We start from the raw sequence: 17,966 nt of genomic DNA, 5'->3' as shown, positions 1-17,966 counted from the left end.
AGGCCCCACCGTACGCGTTTTGCGAACAGTGGGGCCTCGCAGGAGAGTCAGGTGTGACTACGACTGCAGTACCGGTGCAGCGTCACCTTCGGCGGAGAGGTCTTCGCCTTCGATGGACTCCATGGTGCCCGGGATCATCGCAGGCTTCGGCTTGGCCAGGTCCACGATCAAACCGATGATGAAGGCCACAACAACCGGAACAACCCAGCCGAGGCCCTCAGCGGCCAACGGGGCCCACTGCACAATCGGGCGCAGCGCATCGGCTGCCCAGTCCAGCGAGATGAAGGTCTCGATCGCGGACCAGACCACGGCGACCCACAGCGGGACGAAGAACGCCCAGCTGAAGCGGGTACGTGCACGGAAGGCCGGCTCGATGAGCGTCAGGGCAATCAGGGTAATCGCCGGCGGGTACAGGAAGCCGATCACCGGAGCAGCGATCGCCATAACGAAGTCCAGGCCCTGGGTTGCCATGATCATGGAAGCGACAGCGAAGATGACAGCCCACACGTGGTAGGAACCCGGGAACTGCTCCGAGAAGTACTCGGCGGTTGCGGTGATCAGGCCGACAGCAGTGGTCAGGCAGGCGAGCAGCACGATTGCGGAGAACACTGCCTGTCCAGCACCACCCATGGTCAGGTTTGAGGCTTCGGCGAGCAAGCCTGCGCCGTTGTCAAAGTTGGATGCGCCCGGCATGACACGGCCAATGACGCCAAGACCGACGTACACCAGCGCAAGCATGGCACCGGCGCCAACACCTGCGTAGATGGTGCCGCTGACCAGCGGGGTGCCTTCCTTGAAGCCGCGGCCTCGCAGGGTGGAAATCACCACGATGGAAAACGCCAGTGCGGCAATGGAGTCCATGGTCAGGTAGCCCTCGAGCAGGCCGGAGGTCAGCGGGCCGTTGTCGTACGGCTCCTGCGGGGTGGCCGGCTCGGCGCTCCAGCGGAATGCGGACACGGAGATCATGACGATCAGCAGTACGAGCAGCGCCGGGGTGAGGAACTTGCCCAGTTTCTCCATGATGGTGGTCGGGTTCCAGGACAGCGCCAGGGCGATGCCGAAGAACACGACGTTGAAGATGCCCGAGGCAACCAGCGAGTCAAAGCCGAACAGCGGGGTGATTGCGGTTTCAAACGAGACGGCACCGGTACGTGGCAGTGCGTAGAACGCGCCGATGGAAAGGTATGCCAGGACCGGGAAGACCACGCCGAAGGCGGTGCCGGCGCGCTGTGCAAGGTCGCGCAGGTTCGAGCCGGACAGTGCAATCGCGATCACGGCGAGCACCGGCAGCAGCGATGCGGTGATGAGGAAGCCGATGAGTGCCGGCCAGAAGTTGTCACCGGCCTGGACGGCCAGCATTGGCGGGAAGATGAGGTTTCCCGCGCCGAAGAACATTGAGAACAGGGCGAGCGCAGTCACGATGATGGCGCTGGTGGAGCGTCCATTCGTTGACTGGCCGTCTGCCCGTGAAATCGCTGTGGAACCCATTGGGAGAACCTCTCTAGCTAGTGTGCAGTTGCCTTAGCATAGACCACACGCCCGCTAGATGGGAACTAAGTTCCAATAGGTGGGACGTTAGATGGTGTTGATTGCGTCCCCGATCCGCTTGACAGCCTCCTGGAGAATCGCCGGAGAAGTAGCAAAGTTCATCCTCGCACGGTGCTCTCCGCCAGGGCCAAAGTCCACGCCCTCATTCATCGCAACTTTTGCGTGACGACGAAGCCACGTCGCCGGTTTTTCATCCACAAGCTTGGTCTTTGAGAAGTCCAGGAACATCAAATAGGTCGCCTGCGGCACCTCAATTGCAATACCCGGCACGGCCTTGGGGAGGTGCTCCACCAGCCAGTCGCGGTTGGCCCGCAGCTGTTCTACCTCTTCGTCGAGGAACTCACGACCATGCGTGTAGCAGGCCTCCGCGGCCACAATGCCGAGGGTGCCCACGCCGTCTTTGGCTACCCCCGACATCGCGTTCCACGTACGAACGTCCTCGTCGTTGGTAAAGATCATTTGCGCGCACTTTAAGCCCGCCACGTTCCATGCCTTCGACGTTGCCGTCACCGTGATGCACACGTCCGGGTTGTTTGCCGCGGCGCAGACGTGGGTGCCGTCGAAGACAAGGGGCGCGTGGATTTCGTCGACAATGACCCGCGCGCCATGCTTGCGGGCAACCTCGCAGACGGCATCCAACTCATCAGCAGTAAAAACGTATCCGCCTGGGTTGAACGGGTTGGTCACGATGATGCTGCTCGCGCCGCCCGCAAACGCCGCGTCCACCTCATCCAGGTCGATCCCGCCCGCGCTGGAGACATCCACACGCTTGCGGCCCGCAACCTGAGCCACATCCAGGAACGGGAAATACGCCGGCACCGGCACAATCACATCACCCTCGGTGAAGTACTTGATCGCCAGCATCACACCGCGCACCCCATCCGCAACCGGGAAGATCTTTGCCGCGTCCGGGCGCCAGCCGTAGCGGTGCTCGTAGAACCCAGCTACCGCTTCACCCAAATGGTGCGCATGTGGCGCCGGGGTGTAGCCGAACATCTCGCGCTCCACCGCATCCGCAATCGCATCCTTTACCGCCGGGGCGGTGGGGAAGTCGCTTTCCGCGATGAATAACGGCAGCACGTCAGCGTCGAACTGTGTCCACTTACGCGTGCCGCGGGCTTGCAGGTTTTCAAGGCTGGGAAATTGCATGCGCCCTACGGTAGTGAGATTTTTCCTTTGCGGACCCTTTTATGCCGTAGCGCGTGGTGCTACGGTCAGTACATGACGGAGACAATCAGCCAGCGAGAGCTGCGCAATGAAAGCGGGCGTATCATGCGAGCGCTCGATGAGGGGGAGACATTTGTGATTACGAGCAACTCGCAACCGGTGGGTGAATTGCGACCATTACGAAAGCCACGATTCGCTCGAAAAGAAGACTTGTTAGCAACGGTCAAGCGGCTTCCGAAAGTCGATTTTGAAAAGTTCCGGGCCGATATTGACGAGTATGTAGACCAACGAATTGATCCGCGTGACTAGCAGAGGCTTGTTGGATACATCAGTGCTCTTCGATCTCGATGAAATAGATCCAAATCTACTGCCAGAGCAGTGGACAATCTCGTCTATCGCTTTCGCTGAGCTGGCTGTCGGCCCTGTTGCAGCGCAGGATCCTTTGGAGCGTGCCCGCCGATCAAATCAGGCCCGTGCAATCGCTGAACTAGTTGAGTGTATTCCGTTCGACGATCGTGCAGCACAAGCCTATGCCCTTGTATATGGGGCAGTGATCCGTGCCGGGCGAAAGCCACGAGGGCGTGCGTTTGATCTCTTGATCGCAAGCACTGCTGTGGCGGAAGGGCTTGATTTGTATACGAGGAATCCGCAGGACTTTAGAGGTCTTGAAGAGCTTTTGAACGTGATTTCGGTTTAGTCCGTTGCGCCCTCGTCTTCATCTTCGTCGTACTCGTCGTCATCGCCCCCGTCGGCGGCGAAGCCAAATGCCTTCAACCGCTTCCTATCTGCAGCAGAAGAGGATGCCGTCAGGCGCAACAGCTCTGAATAAATACCGCCAGAGACAGCCAGATCTGCCGGCGAGCCGATCTCGTCGATACGTCCGTCGCGCAGGGTGATGATGGTGTCCACGCCGGCGATCGTCGATAAGCGGTGCGCGATCATGATGGTGGTGCGGTTGCGCATGAGCTCATCCAAGCCGGCTTGGACGGCGCGCTCGGCTTTGGTGTCCAGGGCGGAGGTGGCCTCGTCGAGAATCAACAGTGGGGCGTCCTTGAGCATCGCGCGCGCCACCGCCACACGCTGGCGCTGACCACCCGACAGGCGCAGGCCGCGCTCGCCGATGATCGTGTCATAACCATCGGTGAACTTCATGATGAAGTCGTGCGCGTTCGCACGCTTGGCCACGGCAACGACCTCTTCCATCGTCGCGTCCGGCTTGCCGTAGGCAATGTTTTCAAACACCGAGCCGGAAAACAGCGCCGCCTCCTGGAACACCACACCCGTGGTGGCGCGCAGCTTCTCCACGTCCAGGTGCGAGATCTCCTCGCCGCACACCTCAAGGCGGCCACGCGTGATGGGGTAGAGGCCAAGCAGCAGGTTCACAATCGTGGACTTGCCGCCGCCGGACTCGCCAACCAGCGCGATCTTCTCGCCCTCACGGGCGGTAAACGTCACATCGTGCAGCACCGGCTCACCCGGCATGTACTCAAAGGTGACGTTGTCGAATGCGACGACCGGTTCGCGCACCCTCAGCGGTGTCTGCTGCGTTGCGTCGAGCGCCGGCATGACCGAAGCCTCCGTTGCAGCGACCAGCTGGCGGTTCGCAGTCGGCTCGACCGGCTCGTCCATCACCTTGAAGTAGTCGCGCGAGCCCGCGATGGCGCGCTGCGCAGAATCGACGATCCAGCTCATCATGGTCACCGGCTGGCGCGCCATGGTCACCATTTGGATGAGCATGACCATCTCGCCAACCGTGAAATGCCCGTCGAGCGTGCGCGTGAACAGGATCAGGTAAATCCCCAAAAAGATCAGGTTCATGGCCACGCCGCGCGCGGTATCCATGGAGTGCCACCAGCGCGACTGCGGCCGTGTGATGTCCACCGTGTTGGTGTAGTGGCGGCCGAACTTTTCTAACTCGCGCACCTCGGCACCGTAGGACTTGGTCACCTTCACCTGGCCAACGACCTCGGCGAAACGCCCGTTGCCCTCGTCGATATTGGCGTTCTTTTCCTGCTCGAAAACCTGCCAGCGTTTCGACGTCAACGCCGTCAGCCACGTATACAACGGAAACAGCAGCGCCAGCAGCACCGTCAGCGGCCAGTAGTAGTAGGCCGTGATGCCCAAAATGGCCACGACCTGCAGCAGCATCGGCAGGAAGTTATTAGTAAAGGACTGGATGAACTGCGTGACGTTCGCAATCGAGCGGTCCAGCCGCGCGATGATCGTGCCGGTGACCTGGTTGTCGTAGTAACGCTGCGGTAGTGCGAGCAACTTGGCAAAGTAGCGCGTAGACAGAATCTGGCGGATGCGCGCCACCATCACATCGCCCAGGTATCCGGACACGTTGTGCAGCATGGAAGCGGACGCCTCTGCGACAAACAGCGCGATGGCGAGCCAGACGACGGTGCGGGTTGCGTCGGGCACGGGCTCGTCGCCAAGCGCCGCAATGATCGTGTCGGTTGCCTCCCGAATGAGGAACGGGGAGATAAGCCCAAGCCCCGCGACTATCGACGACACCACCACAACCGCGATATAAAACGGCCACAACGCGGAAGCACTGCGAACGACGCGCATCAAAGACTGCATAATTTCCACAGGGTACCTGCGCGGTATTGTGTGCAGCGAAGCACTAGTTACGCGACAGAAAACGAGGCGCACATGTCCATCCGCACGAGCACCCGGCTTGCCGCCGTCATCCTGGCCACGACCATGCCGCTGGCAGCTTGCGTGGACCAACAAGAAGACCCGATTGGCGACGAAACCAGCCAGAACCTCGAAGAATCCGTCGAATCGAAGGTCAACGACAAGCCCACCTTCAACGTTGAGGAAACCGACCCGAAGGTCACCGACGAGCTCACCGGCAAGTCCGTCAAGGATCCGGCGATGGAGTTGTCGTACAAGTGGCAGGGGACGTCGTCGACAGGCGTGGGCACCGTGGGCGTTATTGCGGTGACCAACACGTCCGACGCGCCACTGCCTGTCGACGCGCTGACACCGGAACTGCGCTACAGCACCGACGGCTCCTCCCACACCGACGCCTCCTACATCTCCAATGCGGAGAAGGCCCAGGTGGATGTCGTCGGCATCGATATGCCGCTCGGCCCGGGTGCCACCACGAACGCGAAGTTCCCCTTCGAGGTCGCGCAGGGCAACCTGTGGGACGCCGAGTTCACTGTTGGCAACGTCACATTCAAGGGCAATTTGAGCTATTAGACTGTCGCGCATGACAAATCCTTTGCTTGCGCCATCGACGTTGCCCTACAACCTGCCGGACTTCGCCGCAATCCGGCTTGAGCATGTGGAACCCGCCTTTGAACAGGCGTTGGTCAACCACGTGCAGGAAATCGCGGACATCACCACCCAAGACACCCCAACCTGGGAGAACACCGTCGAGGCCTTCGAGCTCGCCGGTGCGGACCTGGACCGTGTCATGGCGTGGTTCTTCAACCTGCAGGGCACCGATTCCACCGACGAGTTCGACGCCGTCGCCGACCGGATAGTGCCGAAGTTGTCCGCGCACGTGGACTCGATCTACCAAAACAGCGAGCTCTACTCCCGCATCCAGCAGGTCACGACGCCGGAGGATGAGGAATCGCAGCGGCTTCACGACGAACTCAAGCGCCGGTTTGCACGCCGCGGCGCCGACCTGGATGCGGCCGGCAAGACGCGCCTGCAGGAGATCAACCAGCGCCTGTCGGAACTCTCCGAACTTTTCGGCCGCAACCTGCTGGCAGATACGAAGAAACTCGCCGTGGAACTGACCCGCGAGGAACTTGCGGGCCTATCCGAGGCACAGATCGAGGCCTACCAGGACGGCGAGCGCTTCGTCGTGCCGATCGAACTGCCGACCACCCAGTCCCTGCAGGCCGAACTCGAAAACTCGGGCGCGCGCCACAAGCTTTTCGACGCCTCCCGCGCCCGCGGCCGCGACACCAACGCCGACATCGTCGCCGAGTCGGTGAAGCTGCGCCTCGAGCGTGCGAAGCTGCTCGGCTTCGATTCGCACGCCGACTACGTCATCGCCGAGGAGACCGCAGGCAACGCGGCCGCCGCCCGCCAACTGATCGCGGACCTGGCGCCTGCCGCCGCTGCGAACGCCGAGGCGGAGCGCAAGCTCGCCTCCGAACTCGCCGGTGAAGACCTCGACGGCGCGGACTGGCCCTACTGGCAGGCGAAGCGTCGCGAGCAGGAACTGGGCATCGACGAGGCGGAGATCCGCAAGTACTTCCCGCTCGAGCAGGTGCTCACCGACGGCGTGTTCTACGCCGCCAACCTCCTCTACGGCATCACGGTGGAAAAGTGCGAGGACCTCAACGGTTACCGCGACGACGTCGATGTGTGGGAGGTCAAGGAGGAAGACGGCACAGGCATTGGTCTGTTGCTGACGGACTACAACGCGCGTTCGTCGAAACGCGGCGGCGCCTGGATGAGCTCCTTTGTGGACCAGTCGCACCTGGCGGGCACGAAACCGGTGGTGGTCAACGTCATGTCGATCACCTCGAACCTGCTCACTATCGACGAAGTGACCACCCTGTTCCACGAGTTCGGCCACGCGCTGCACGGCCTGCTGTCGGACGTGCGCTACCCGTCGAACTCCGGCACCAACGTGCCGCGCGACTGGGTGGAGTTCCCCTCCCAAATCAACGAGAACTACGCGTTCGCCCCGGAGATCGCCCGCAACTACGCGCGCCACGTGGACACCGGCGAGGTCATTTCCGACGAGCAACTCGCCGCACTGAAGGCCTCGCGTCAGTTCGGCCAGGGCTTCCTCACCGCCGAGTACCTCGCGGCCAGCGCGATCGACCTGGCGTGGCACTCGATCACCGAGGACACCCCGTCCGACATCCAAACCTTCGAGGAAGAAGCCCTGCGCGAGGTTGGCCTGGACATCGACGGGCTCGAGCCGCGCTACCGCTCCACCTGGTTCAACCACATCTTCGCCGGCGGCTACTCGGCGGGCTACTACTCCTACCTGTGGGCAGAAGCTCTCGACGCCGACGGCTACCAGTTGGTCGAACAGGAAGGCATCAACCGCGACACCGGCGCGAAGTTCCGCGAGACCATCCTGTCCAAGGGGTCCTCGCGCGACTACGCCGAGGCCTACCGTGCGTTCCGTGGCCGCGACAAGGACACGCGTCCGTTGCTGGAGCGTCGCGGCCTGGCGGGCTCCGACGTATCGGCATAGCCGGTTAACGGCCTGCGCTACGCTGGCGGCATGTCCCGCGGAAGTGTGAAGCATTGGTGCGCGGCTGCGGTGGTTGCCACGACGCTTGCGGCGTCGGTGGTTCCTGCAGTCGCGCCTGCTTCGCCTGCGTTGAATGCAGCGCAGGGTGGGCGGATTTTCGTCGATAATTTAGGCTCTAACCGCCTCACCGCCTGCACGCTTGGCTTCAACGACGTCGAGCACCGCCGCAGTTACACCGCCGCCCACTGCGTGGTGCAAAACGAGCAGTACTTCCCCCAGGGCGCGCTGGTCTACCTTGCAGATAGCGCCGGCAAACAAATCGACGAGCCCGCAGGGTTGATCTTCCCCGCGCGGGCGTATTCGCCGAAGACGTCCGCCAACGACTGGGCGGTGATCTACTGGTTCGAAGACGTTCGTGTTGGCGGCAACCCGTATGGCGGGACGGTTATACCGGTGGAAAAGATCAGCAGCACCGACACGATCTGCTTCCGCGGGTACTCCACCCATGGGCGCTCGGATGCCTCGACGTGCGGCAAGTTCGTCGGCACGGTTGAAAACACCACGTACTTCGACGCGCCGAAGATGCCGGTGCCAGGTGACTCCGGTGGGCCGGTGTACATCCCGGGCCGCGGCCTGGTGGGGGTGATCTCGGGCGCGAACTATGTCGCGGGCGAGGATAACCATCAGTTGATTGGGTTCCAGCGCGCCAGTTCGCTCGACAGTGGCCCGGTGTACGGGGAGGAGCAGGTCGACGACTTTTTGGAGTACCAGTATTCGCTGCGCTACTCCACGACGATCACCAACCCGCCGGGTGGCACGATCACGTTGACGCCGACCTTGGTGCCGCGAAGGACGCCTGCGCAGGCGACGTTTGAGTCTGGTGCCGCGACGCCGACGAGTGTGCCGACGGTGGCACCAAGGCAGAAGGCGGCGGAGCAGGCGCCGTCGGGCCCGTCGGCGTCGCAAGTTATCGGGATCATTATCGGCATTTTGGTGGTTGTTGCCGCGGTGAGCCCGATCGTGATGATGGCGTTGAAAGCGGTCTAAATGGGCTGGTTAATGGGGTTGAGCCCGTGGTTGCAGGTGCCGCTGATTGTGGTGCTGGCGCTGCCGGCGTGCGCGGCGGTGTCCTATGTGCTGCTTTGGGTCGTCGACCGGCTCGGTCTAGGCTTGGGCACCATGGCCAACCCTGAAGAGCTGCGCAAGCAGGATCAACAGCTGCCCAAGCCGCAGCGTAAGTACCCGCAGTCGCGGGTGACCCAAGCAATGTGGGTGCTCATCGCTCTTGTCATTGTTGCTGCGGTGATCGGCGCGCTTTAGTTGCGTATCGACGCCTCCGCCACCGCCTTAAACAACTCCATCTCCGGTAGGTGTTCGATGAGCACGGGGGTGCCGGTGGCGTCGCAAAGCGGCATGCGCCAGTTGGTGTACTGCTCGCCGTTGGTGCCGGGCTGGTTTTGAATGCGCTCGTCGCCAACCATGTCCACCAGGTTCGTACACGTCATCGCCGATGGGGTGGAGGCGACGAAGCGAGTCAGTCCCGTGATCAGTGCCTTTTCGTCGTCGCCGGTAAGCGCACCTTCCTCCCGCGCGAGGCCAAGCACCTGGTCGATCCAGATGCGGTCGGTGGCGTTGAGGTGCTCCACGGGGTCGTCGACAAGCCCGAGCTCATGGCGCAATTCGTTGTGTGCACCCTTGAGGTAGCCAGCGGTGGGCGGCAGGTCGTGCGTGCCCACAGCCGTAAGCGCCAGGTGGCGGTACTGCTGCGAGGGGCGCGGCACGCCCGGCGGGATGGATTCGAACCACAGCACCGAGGTGCCCAAAATGCCCTTGTCGCGAAGGAAGTCCTGCACCCACGGCTCGAACGTGCCTAAGTCCTCGCCGACGACGACTGCCCCGGCGCGCTGCGCCTCCAACACGAGGGTGCCCACCATGGCCTCAAAGTCGTAGTTCATGTACACCCCGCCAGCGGGTGTGCCGGCGCGTGGCACCCAAAACAGGCGGAACAGTCCGAGCACGTGGTCGACGCGGATGCCGCCACTGTGGCGCAGCGCTGTGCGCAGCAGGTCGCGCCACGGCCCGTAGCCGGACTCGGCGAGTTGCTGCGGGTTCCACGGCGGCTGCGACCAGTCTTGGCCTTTTTGCGAGTACTGGTCCGGGGGAGCTCCCACCGACGCATCGGGCACGAGCACCTCGCGCAGTGTCGCCGCGTCCGCGCCGCCAGGGTGGATGCCCACCGCAAGGTCCGTCATGATGCCGATCGACATCCCGGCCGCCTTCGCACGCTCCTGGGCGAGGCGCAGCTGCTCGTCGGCGATGAACTGCAGCCACATATAGAACTGCACGAGGTCCTCGATGTCGCCGCCGGCGTGCCGCGAGCGATGCTCCGGGTGATGCTCCGACTCGGCGGCCTGCGCAGCACACCAGGTGGCAAACTCGCGCAGGCCCTCGCCCTCGTCCAGACAGAACAGCTCAAAGTCGTGGGTGCGCGCGGCATCGGCCTGCGAGGCCCAGAACAGCTCGCGCAGCGCCGCCAACTTCGCGGCGAACACACGGTTGCGATCCAGCGGCGCTGGCGAAGTGTTCAGGTCCTTCAGCGGCGCGGCCAACTCGGCGATCGCCGCACGAAGATTGTCGTCCACCAGCTCGAACTCCGGCACCTGCTCCACCGCGATGTAGAGCGGGTTGATAAACCGGCGCGAGGTGGGCAAATATGGCGAATCCTCCACCGGCGGCACCGGCTGGGCGGCGTGCACCGGATTGATCAGCAAATAATCGGCCCCCTGCGCGGCGACCGTCTCCGCGAGCAACGCCAGATCCCCAAAATCGCCCAACCCCCACGAGGCAGCCGAGCGCACCGAATACAACTGCGCCATCACGCCCCAGACGGGGTGCTGGACGACTCGGGAGTTCGTCGACAAGCAATCGGGCACCACGAGCAACGTGCATACCGCATCAAAATTGTCCGACTCCAAGTGCAGCTCGTGCCAGCCCGGCGGCAGATCCCCAGGCGTATGGAACGTCGCCTCGCCCCACACCACACCGTCCGAAGCCGTATGCGGCGGCGCCCAATTCTCATCCTGGTAGCACTCCCGCGAGGAACCATCCTCCAGCCGGATCCAACAATGCGCCGGGTGCCCGTCGTGGACGTGCACGTTGAAATGCTGCTCGCGGCCCTCCGTGGCCACCACCGTCGGCGGCAACGGGCGCGTGGCCCAGTGTTCGCGCCGGGCGTCGAGGTGGAAGTGGAGTTCCTCGTCGGTGGGGTCGTCGTCAAGCGAAAGCCCCAACGCCCGCAACAACGCAACAAACGACGCCGGCGGCGGCGACACCATCTTCCCGTCAGTCGCGCGGTAGGAGGTGCCGAAGCCATAGGACTCGGCAAGGGCGTGCAGCAGTTCCACGTTGGTCACGCTTCCGCATTCTGCCAAAACGTCGGTAATGTTGGGCACCATGCCATCGACTTCTCACACGACGGAACTTGGATTCACCCTCAACGACACGGAAACGTGCCTGAGCCGACTCATCGAAATGTGCGAGAAGCACCCGCACCTCGTGCTGTTTTCGCGCCCCCGCAACTACGAATGGGTCTCGGTCACGGCAGGGGAGTTCCTGCAAGAAGTCTACGACGTGGCCAAGGGGCTGATTGCCGCAGGTATCGAACCCGGCGATCGCGTGGCCATCCTGTCCAGCACGCGCTACGAGTGGGCGCTGCTCGACTTTGCCATCTGGGCCGCCGGCGCCGCATCCGTGCCAATCTACCCGTCGTCCTCGATGCACCAAATCCAGTGGATCCTCGAGGACTCCGGCGCGAAAATCGCGTTCACGGAAACGCGCGACCACACGATGCTCATGAGCCCGTTCCTCCTCGGCGAGGACGGCACCCCGCGCATGGCCGACTCGACCTCGCAGTTGCAGCGCATCTACGAGTTCAACTCGGCCGCCGTGGAGCAGATCAAGTTTGAGGGCCGCGAGGTGGAGCAGTCGCTTATCGACGAGCGCGTGGCCGCCACCCGCCACCCCGATCTGGGCTCCATCGTGTACACCTCCGGCACCACCGGCCGCCCCAAAGGTGTGGAGATCACCCACGGCAACTGGGCGTACCAGGCGTGGGCGCTGCTGGAAAACGAGATCGGCTCCGTGTCCTTCCCGGGCCAGCGCATGGTGACGTTTTTGCCGCTGGCGCACGTGCTCGCGCGCGCTGTGGCGCTGGCGTGGACGATCTCGGGCGCAACACAGTCGCACTGGTCGGATACTTCGACGTTGACCGTGGAGCTGCAGCGCGCACGCCCCAACCTGGTCATCGGCGTGCCGCGCGTGTTTGAAAAGGTGCGCGAGGGTGCGTACAACAAGGCCGCCGACGGGTCTGCGGTGGGCAAGCGCATCTTCCTCGAAGCTGAAAAGGCCGCGATTGAGTACTCCAAGGCGCTGGATACGCCGGACGGCCCGTCGCGCGTGCAAAAGGCGAAGGTGAAGCTCTACGACAAACTGGTCTACGCCAAGATCAAGGAGGCCATGGGTGGTTCCGTCTGGTACGGCATCACCGGCGGGTCGGCGATGAGCTCGGACCTGTCGCACTTCTTCCGCGGCATGGGCGTGCCGGTCTACGAAGGCTACGGCCTGACCGAAACGTGCGCTGCGGCGTGTGTGAACAACGCGCACAGCAACAAGATCGGCACCGTCGGGCGTCCTGTCAACGGCTATTCGGTGCGGATTAACGACGACGGCGAGATCGAATTTAAAGGCCCCGGCGTGTTCTCCAAGTACTGGCGCAACCCGGCCGCGACCGAGGAAGCGCTCACGGACGGCTGGTTCAACACCGGCGATCTTGGCGAGGTCGACGAGGACGGCTTCGTGTCCATCACCGGCCGCAAGAAGGACCTCATCGTCACCGCCGGCGGCAAGAACATCTCCCCGGGACCGATGGAGGAGATCATCCGCCAGCACCCGCTGATCTCTAACGCGTTGGTGGTCGGCGACGGTAAACCGTTCGTCGGCGTGCTGGTCACCCTCGACGAGGAGGAACTGAAGCGCTGGAAGGCGAACCACAACATCCCGGCGAACAAGAAGGTGTCGGATCTGGCGCAGGACCCGGCGTTGCGCGCCGAGGTGCAAGACGCGGTGAACATGGCCAACGCGACCGTCTCGCGCGCGGAGGCGATTAAGAAGTTCCGCATCCTCGACCGCGACTTGTCGGAGCAGCACGACGAGATGACGCCGACGATGAAGGTGAAGCGCAATGTGGTGTTCCAGCGTTTCCAGGAGGACATCGACAAGCTGTATCAGCGTTAACGGCGCGCCTACCCTCATCGGCTCACGCTGTGGCATAGCATCCCATTTTGTCACTTCCACAGTCCGTTTTAAGGGGGTTCACGCCGTGCACAAAACTGCAGCCGTGCTGCGTCACCGTGAACTTACCCAGGAGATTTACAACATCGGCGACGAGGTTGCGGAGTACATCGAGCACGTCGCCGAGTCGATTGCGGACTATGACGGTGAGCTCACCGAAGATTGCCTGGCAGAGTTCGAGGAGATTGTCGACGACGCCCGCCAGGACGCCCGCCGCATCGTCGCCGAGTTAATCGGCCTGCGCCAAGCGCTGACCTCGGGCCGCGCCGCCGGCTACCTGTCGGTGGGGGTGCGCCCAGAGGAGCGCATCCCGCAGCCTGAACTTCTCGACGCCGCCGGCCTCAAAGACCTCTTCCCGCTGCAAGCACCATTTTCGGTGCAGACGATGCACGACGCACTCGTCGGCCGCACCGAACTGGTGGTGCAGCACTTGGAGGAGATCGTCTCGTTCACACTGGAGCAGACCGACATGGTCGCCCGCGAACTCGGCGTGGTGTCGCTTCCGCACCTGTACGCACGCGTCGGCGAGATCGTCGAGGAAGCTGTGATCGGCTGGGTCGAAACCGTCTGCTTGGACCACCCGGCGTTCGTGCGCACGATGCGCGGATCCAACCCGCCGGAGTTTTTGGAGGAGCGCGCCCGCATCGACCGCATTGTGGCGAAGGTGGCGGCGAAGCGTTCCCTGCGCGGGGCTTAGGTGGGATCCGTGGTGGGTTCCGTGATGGATTCCTTCGGCGTGTACATCCACGTGCCGTTTTGTGCGACGCGCTGTGGCTACTGCGACTTCAACACGTACACGCCCACCGAGGTGGATTCCTCGCACGCGCAGTACCTCGACGCGCTGGAGCGCGAACTCGAGCTCGCCGCCGCCCGCGGCCTGCCGGAAGCCCAAACCGTGTTTATCGGCGGTGGCACCCCGAGCCTGCTCGGCGCGCAAGGCCTCGGCCGCATCCTGGGCGTCATCCGCAACACCTTCGGTATCGCGGCGGGCGCGGAGATCACCACCGAGTCCAACCCTGAATCCACCAGCCCCGACTACTTCGCGGGCCTGCTGGATGCCGGGTTTACCCGCGTCTCGCTTGGCATGCAGTCCGCCTCCACGCCGGTGTTGAAAGTCCTAGACCGCCAGCACACCCCGGGCCGCGCCGTCGCCGCCGCCCGCGAGGCACTTTCGGCCGGGTTCGAGCACGTGAACCTGGACATGATCTACGGCACGCCCACCGAAACCGACGATGATGTGCGCCGCACCCTGGATGCCATCCTTGCAACCGGCGTCGACCACGTCAGCGCGTATTCGCTCATCGTGGAAGATGGCACCGCCATGGCCCGCAAGATCCGCCGCGGCGAACTGCCCGCACCGCAAGAGGACGTCTACGCGGACCGCTACGAGATCATCGCCGCAACGCTGGAGGGCAACGGATACGACTGGTACGAGGTCTCCAACTGGGCCAAACCCGGCGGCGAGTGTCGCCACAACCTCATCTACTGGCACAACCAGAATTGGTGGGGCGCAGGCCCCGGCGCGCACAGCTTCGTCGACGGCGAGCGCTTCTTTAACGTCAAGCGACCCGAGCGCTACGCGCAACTGCTTCACGACGACACCCTGCCCATCCAGGACACCGAAACCATCACCGCAGACGAAGCCCACATGGAGGCGATCATGCTCGGGCTTCGCCTGCGTGAGGGGATTCCGGCCGGGTGGGTTGGGGATCGGGCGCGTGGGGTCGTCGATAAGCATGTGCGCGCGGGGCTCCTAGAGCGGGGAGAGCGCTTGCGCGTGACTGATACCGGCAGACTGCTTGCAGACGGCATCATCACCGATATCCTGGCAGCCGAGTAAGGAGGCGATCATGAGCGCAGCAGACGAGCGGCGCCAAAAGGTGCTGCGGGCGATCGTGGCGGACTACATCGCCAGCCAAGAACCCGTCGGCTCCAAAGCGCTGGTGGAACGGCACAACATGGGGGTGTCGTCGGCCACGATCCGCAACGACATGGCGGTGCTCGAGCAGCAGGGCTACATCTCGCAGACGCACGCCTCGTCCGGGCGCATCCCCACCGAGGCCGGCTACCGCAAGTTCGTGGATGCGCTCCACGACGTCAAACCACTGTCCGCCGCCGAGCGCCACGCGATTTTGGACTTCCTCGAAGACGGGGTGGACCTCGAAGACGTGCTACGCCGCTCCGTGCAACTGCTCTCTCAACTGACCCACCAAGCCGCCGTGGTGCAACTGCCGAACCTGTCCGCCTCGCGCGTGAAACACTGTGAGGTTGTCGAACTCACACCAACGCGCCTGCTGCTCGTGCTCATCACCGACGCCGGCCGCGTCGACCAACGCAACGTTGATCTCGCCGCGCCAATTGGCGACGACGGCGTGCGCATCCTTCGCGACATCCTCAACGACGCACTTGTGGGCAAGAACATGCGCGACGCCTCCGCCTCACTCGCCGGCGTGGCGGTCAGCGCCCCGCCGCACCTGACCGAACCCACCACGCGCGCCGCCGAAGTGCTCATCACCACACTTGTCGACGCCGCCCCCGACCGCCTCATCATCGCAGGCTCCTCAAACCTGCTCGTGCCCTCCGGCGGCCTCCAGGACGTCATCGACGCCCTCGAGCAGCAAGTTGTCGTACTGAAACTGCTCGCCGGCGCCCAAGAACTCGAACGTGTCTCCGTGCGCATCGGCCGCGAAAACGAAGACGAGGAATTATCCAGCGCCTCAATTGTTACAACAGCGTACGGGGCAGGCGATGCAGCACTCGGCGGCCTCGGGGTAGTCGGTCCAACCCACATGGACTACCCCGGTACCATGCAGAAGGTTGCCACCGTGGCTCGTTACATCAGCCGCACACTGCGGGGTGAATAGAAGGGAAGATATGGCTCGCGATTACTACGGCATCCTCGGCGTGGACAAGGACGCCACCGAGCAGGAAATTAAGCGGGCGTACCGCAAGCTCGCACGCAAATACCACCCGGACGTGAACCCGTCCGAGGAAGCTGCCGAGAAGTTCGCGGAGATCGCGGCAGCGCAAGAGGTGCTGCTGGATCCGCAGAAGCGTTCCATCGTGGACCGCGGCGGCGACCCGATGGAGGCCGGCGGCGGCATGGGCGGCGCCGGTTTTGGCGGAGGTGGCCTCGGCGACATCTTCGAGGCATTCTTCGGCGGTGGCGGTGGTGCTCGCCAGCCGCGCTCGCGCGTGCAGCCGGGCAACGACGCGCTGCTGCGCACCTCGATCACGCTCGCAGAGGCGTTCACGGGCGTGAAGCAGGACGTCACCGTGGATACCGCGGTGCTGTGCGACAAGTGCCACGGCTCCGGCTCCAAGTCAGGGGCTAAGCCGGTTACCTGTGACGTATGCCAGGGCCACGGCGCGGTCCAGGAGATGCAGCAGTCTTTCCTGGGCAATGTGATGACCACCCGCGAGTGCCACAAGTGCCATGGCTTCGGCGAAGTGATCACCGACCCGTGCGCCCAGTGTGCTGGCGACGGCCGCGTGCGCGCCACCCGCGACCTGGTGGTCAACATCCCGGCCGGCATTAATAACGGCATGCGCATCCGCATGGCGGACCAGGGCGAGGTCGGCCACGGCGGCGGTCCCGCCGGCGACCTGTACGTCGAGGTGCACGTCGAGCCGCACCCGGTGTTCGTGCGCGACAACAACGATCTGCACCTGCGCCTGACTGTGCCCATGTATGACGCGGCGCTGGGCACCGAGCTCACCGTGGAGAACCTCACGGGCGATGAGACCCGCATCGAGGTGCCCGCAGGCACCCAGCCGGACGACCGCGTTGTCCTGTCCGGTGAGGGCATGCCGCGCCTGCGCCAGGAGGGCGCCGGCGACATGATCGCGCACATCGAGGTGACTGTGCCCACCGCCCTGTCCAACGAGGAGCGCGCCGCACTCGAGGACCTGCGCGCCGGCCACCCGGAGGACCCTAAGGTCCACTCGGAGGGCGGCGAGCACGGCGATGGTTTCTTCTCCCGGATGCGTGATCGTTTCCGCCGATGAGCCTGCCCTATTTTCTTAGCGACGACCCCACCTCCGGCATCATCGAAGGCCCCGAGGCAAAACACGCCCACGTCAAGCGAATCCAGCCGGGGGAGCGCATCATGCTTTTCGACGGCGCCGGCAACCGCGCCGAAGTCACCGTCACGCGGGTGGATGCCTCAAGGGTTGAGGGGGTCGTCGACAGGCATGAGTTCGTGGAGCGTCCCACACCGCGCGTGACGGTTGTGCAGGCGATCCCGAAAAGCGAGCGTGCGGAACTTGCCGTCGACCTCGCTGTCCAAGGCGGCGCGGATGCGATCGTGCCGTGGATTTCGCACCGCACCATTGCGCGCTGGCCGGCGAACAAGCAGGCAAAACAGGTGGAAAAGTGGCGCTCGCAAGCGCTGGCGAGCGCGAAGCAGGCGCGCCGCGCGTGGGTGCCCGAGATCCACGAGCCGGTGACCACGAACCAGTTGTCCGAAATACTGCGTGATGCGAGGGACGAGCGTCACGCGCTCGTGTTGCATGAGGACGCCACCGTGCCGCTGCGTGAGGTGGACTTCGGCGAGGACATCTGGCTTATCGTTGGCCCCGAAGGCGGCATCGGGCAAGACGAACTCGAACTGCTCGGCGCGGACGCCGTGAAACTCGGCCCCGAAGTCCTGCGCACCGCAACAGCAGCGTTCGCGGCGCTCAGCGCGATCGGCGCGCTGACAAACCGCTGGTAGGG

16 protein-coding genes are annotated in these 17,966 nt (G+C 63.8%); 12 read left to right on the top strand and 4 right to left on the bottom strand.

Annotation, left to right across the window (positions count from 1 at the left end):
• Positions 1-57 precede the first annotated feature (57 nt).
• Together brnQ and HMPREF3120_RS11325 are read right to left on the bottom strand one after the other, a co-directional pair.
• Entirely contained in the window at positions 58-1,488 is a 1,431-nt protein-coding gene (gene brnQ / locus HMPREF3120_RS11330; protein WP_070453593.1) for a branched-chain amino acid transport system II carrier protein, read from the bottom strand.
• A gap of 87 nt (positions 1,489-1,575) precedes the next feature.
• Positions 1,576-2,697, bottom strand: coding sequence for a MalY/PatB family protein (locus tag HMPREF3120_RS11325; RefSeq protein WP_070453590.1), 1,122 nt, complete (start codon positions 2,695-2,697; stop codon positions 1,576-1,578).
• 72 nt (positions 2,698-2,769) lie between these two features.
• Here HMPREF3120_RS11325 and HMPREF3120_RS11880 point away from each other — a divergent pair, with 72 nt between their 5' ends.
• Positions 2,770-3,024 carry a type II toxin-antitoxin system Phd/YefM family antitoxin gene (locus tag HMPREF3120_RS11880; RefSeq protein WP_070772102.1) on the top strand — a complete coding sequence of 85 codons (255 nt, stop codon included), beginning with the start codon at positions 2,770-2,772 and terminating at the stop codon, positions 3,022-3,024.
• Positions 3,017-3,412, top strand: coding sequence for a type II toxin-antitoxin system VapC family toxin (locus HMPREF3120_RS11875; protein WP_336621406.1), 396 nt, complete (start codon positions 3,017-3,019; stop codon positions 3,410-3,412). Before HMPREF3120_RS11880 ends, HMPREF3120_RS11875 begins: the two co-directional genes overlap by 8 nt.
• On the opposite strand, the gene HMPREF3120_RS11320 is transcribed toward HMPREF3120_RS11875, so the two are convergent.
• Positions 3,409-5,301, bottom strand: a complete 1,893-nt coding sequence (locus tag HMPREF3120_RS11320; RefSeq protein WP_070453719.1) for an ABC transporter ATP-binding protein — start codon at positions 5,299-5,301, stop codon at positions 3,409-3,411. The genes HMPREF3120_RS11875 and HMPREF3120_RS11320 overlap by 4 nt on opposite strands.
• Positions 5,302-5,373: 72 nt before the next feature.
• Between HMPREF3120_RS11320 and HMPREF3120_RS11315 the strand changes: the two genes are divergently transcribed.
• From HMPREF3120_RS11315 to HMPREF3120_RS11300, 4 genes are read left to right on the top strand one after another with little or no spacing between them, the layout of a single operon-like run.
• The gene (locus HMPREF3120_RS11315) at positions 5,374-5,928 is read left to right on the top strand and encodes a hypothetical protein (RefSeq protein ID WP_070453586.1); all 555 of its coding nucleotides are present in this window, start codon (positions 5,374-5,376) and stop codon (positions 5,926-5,928) included.
• A 10-nt stretch (positions 5,929-5,938) separates the two neighbouring features.
• On the top strand, positions 5,939-7,900 hold the full coding sequence (locus HMPREF3120_RS11310) for a M3 family metallopeptidase (protein ID WP_070421340.1): 1,962 nt from the start codon (positions 5,939-5,941) through the stop codon (positions 7,898-7,900).
• Positions 7,901-7,930: 30 nt separating this feature from the next.
• Entirely contained in the window at positions 7,931-8,947 is a 1,017-nt protein-coding gene (locus HMPREF3120_RS11305; RefSeq protein ID WP_141739445.1) for a trypsin-like serine protease, read from the top strand.
• A complete protein-coding gene (locus HMPREF3120_RS11300) occupies positions 8,948-9,220 on the top strand; it encodes a hypothetical protein (protein ID WP_070421342.1) in 273 nt (90 codons plus the stop codon).
• Here the strand turns inward: HMPREF3120_RS11300 and malQ are convergent.
• A complete protein-coding gene (malQ, locus tag HMPREF3120_RS11295; RefSeq protein ID WP_371441211.1) occupies positions 9,217-11,355 on the bottom strand; it encodes a 4-alpha-glucanotransferase in 2,139 nt (712 codons plus the stop codon). The two genes, HMPREF3120_RS11300 and malQ, sit on opposite strands and share 4 nt — an antisense overlap.
• On the opposite strand from malQ, the gene HMPREF3120_RS11290 reads away from it, so the two are divergent.
• The 6 genes from HMPREF3120_RS11290 to HMPREF3120_RS11265 all read left to right on the top strand — a co-directional run bounded on the left by HMPREF3120_RS11290 (position 11,354) and on the right by HMPREF3120_RS11265 (position 17,964).
• Complete coding sequence (locus HMPREF3120_RS11290) at positions 11,354-13,192, top strand: AMP-dependent synthetase/ligase (protein ID WP_083284912.1); 1,839 nt, start codon at positions 11,354-11,356, stop codon at positions 13,190-13,192. The two genes, malQ and HMPREF3120_RS11290, sit on opposite strands and share 2 nt — an antisense overlap.
• Before the next feature lie 85 nt (positions 13,193-13,277).
• Positions 13,278-13,946, top strand: a complete 669-nt coding sequence (locus tag HMPREF3120_RS11285) for a hypothetical protein (protein ID WP_070421344.1) — start codon at positions 13,278-13,280, stop codon at positions 13,944-13,946.
• A 24-nt stretch (positions 13,947-13,970) separates the two neighbouring features.
• Positions 13,971-15,089 (top strand): radical SAM family heme chaperone HemW, encoded by a 1,119-nt coding sequence (gene hemW / locus HMPREF3120_RS11280; protein WP_210384521.1) that lies wholly within the window; start codon positions 13,971-13,973, stop codon positions 15,087-15,089.
• A gap of 7 nt (positions 15,090-15,096) precedes the next feature.
• The gene (gene hrcA / locus HMPREF3120_RS11275) at positions 15,097-16,113 is read left to right on the top strand and encodes a heat-inducible transcriptional repressor HrcA (protein ID WP_070421398.1); all 1,017 of its coding nucleotides are present in this window, start codon (positions 15,097-15,099) and stop codon (positions 16,111-16,113) included.
• 10 nt (positions 16,114-16,123) lie between these two features.
• Positions 16,124-17,257, top strand: a complete 1,134-nt coding sequence (gene dnaJ / locus HMPREF3120_RS11270) for a molecular chaperone DnaJ (RefSeq protein ID WP_070453577.1) — start codon at positions 16,124-16,126, stop codon at positions 17,255-17,257.
• A complete protein-coding gene (locus HMPREF3120_RS11265) occupies positions 17,254-17,964 on the top strand; it encodes a 16S rRNA (uracil(1498)-N(3))-methyltransferase (RefSeq protein WP_070453575.1) in 711 nt (236 codons plus the stop codon). The genes dnaJ and HMPREF3120_RS11265 overlap by 4 nt, the downstream gene beginning before the upstream one ends.
• The last annotated feature ends 2 nt before the right edge of the window (positions 17,965-17,966 follow it).

Origin of the sequence: Corynebacterium sp. HMSC11D10 (assembly GCF_001806995.1) — a bacterium.
In the GTDB taxonomy this organism is placed as follows: Bacteria; Actinomycetota; Actinomycetes; order Mycobacteriales; family Mycobacteriaceae; genus Corynebacterium; species Corynebacterium coyleae.
The sequence above is the reverse complement of the archived record's forward strand: the minus strand, read 5'-3'. Positions and strand labels throughout refer to the sequence as shown.

What these genes read in the sequence shown, in the direction of transcription:
- brnQ (WP_070453593.1), bottom strand. Translation starts at nt 1,488, where the DNA reads ATGGGTTCCACAGCGATTTCACGGGCAGACGGCCAGTCAACGAATGGA.
- HMPREF3120_RS11325 (WP_070453590.1), bottom strand. Translation starts at nt 2,697, where the DNA reads ATGCAATTTCCCAGCCTTGAAAACCTGCAAGCCCGCGGCACGCGTAAG.
- HMPREF3120_RS11880 (WP_070772102.1), top strand. Translation starts at nt 2,770, where the DNA reads ATGACGGAGACAATCAGCCAGCGAGAGCTGCGCAATGAAAGCGGGCGT.
- HMPREF3120_RS11320 (WP_070453719.1), bottom strand. Translation starts at nt 5,301, where the DNA reads ATGCAGTCTTTGATGCGCGTCGTTCGCAGTGCTTCCGCGTTGTGGCCG.
- HMPREF3120_RS11315 (WP_070453586.1), top strand. Translation starts at nt 5,374, where the DNA reads ATGTCCATCCGCACGAGCACCCGGCTTGCCGCCGTCATCCTGGCCACG.
- HMPREF3120_RS11310 (WP_070421340.1), top strand. Translation starts at nt 5,939, where the DNA reads ATGACAAATCCTTTGCTTGCGCCATCGACGTTGCCCTACAACCTGCCG.
- HMPREF3120_RS11305 (WP_141739445.1), top strand. Translation starts at nt 7,931, where the DNA reads ATGTCCCGCGGAAGTGTGAAGCATTGGTGCGCGGCTGCGGTGGTTGCC.
- HMPREF3120_RS11300 (WP_070421342.1), top strand. Translation starts at nt 8,948, where the DNA reads ATGGGCTGGTTAATGGGGTTGAGCCCGTGGTTGCAGGTGCCGCTGATT.
- HMPREF3120_RS11290 (WP_083284912.1), top strand. Translation starts at nt 11,354, where the DNA reads ATGCCATCGACTTCTCACACGACGGAACTTGGATTCACCCTCAACGAC.
- malQ (WP_371441211.1), bottom strand. Translation starts at nt 11,355, where the DNA reads ATGGTGCCCAACATTACCGACGTTTTGGCAGAATGCGGAAGCGTGACC.
- hemW (WP_210384521.1), top strand. Translation starts at nt 13,971, where the DNA reads ATGGATTCCTTCGGCGTGTACATCCACGTGCCGTTTTGTGCGACGCGC.
- dnaJ (WP_070453577.1), top strand. Translation starts at nt 16,124, where the DNA reads ATGGCTCGCGATTACTACGGCATCCTCGGCGTGGACAAGGACGCCACC.
- HMPREF3120_RS11265 (WP_070453575.1), top strand. Translation starts at nt 17,254, where the DNA reads ATGAGCCTGCCCTATTTTCTTAGCGACGACCCCACCTCCGGCATCATC.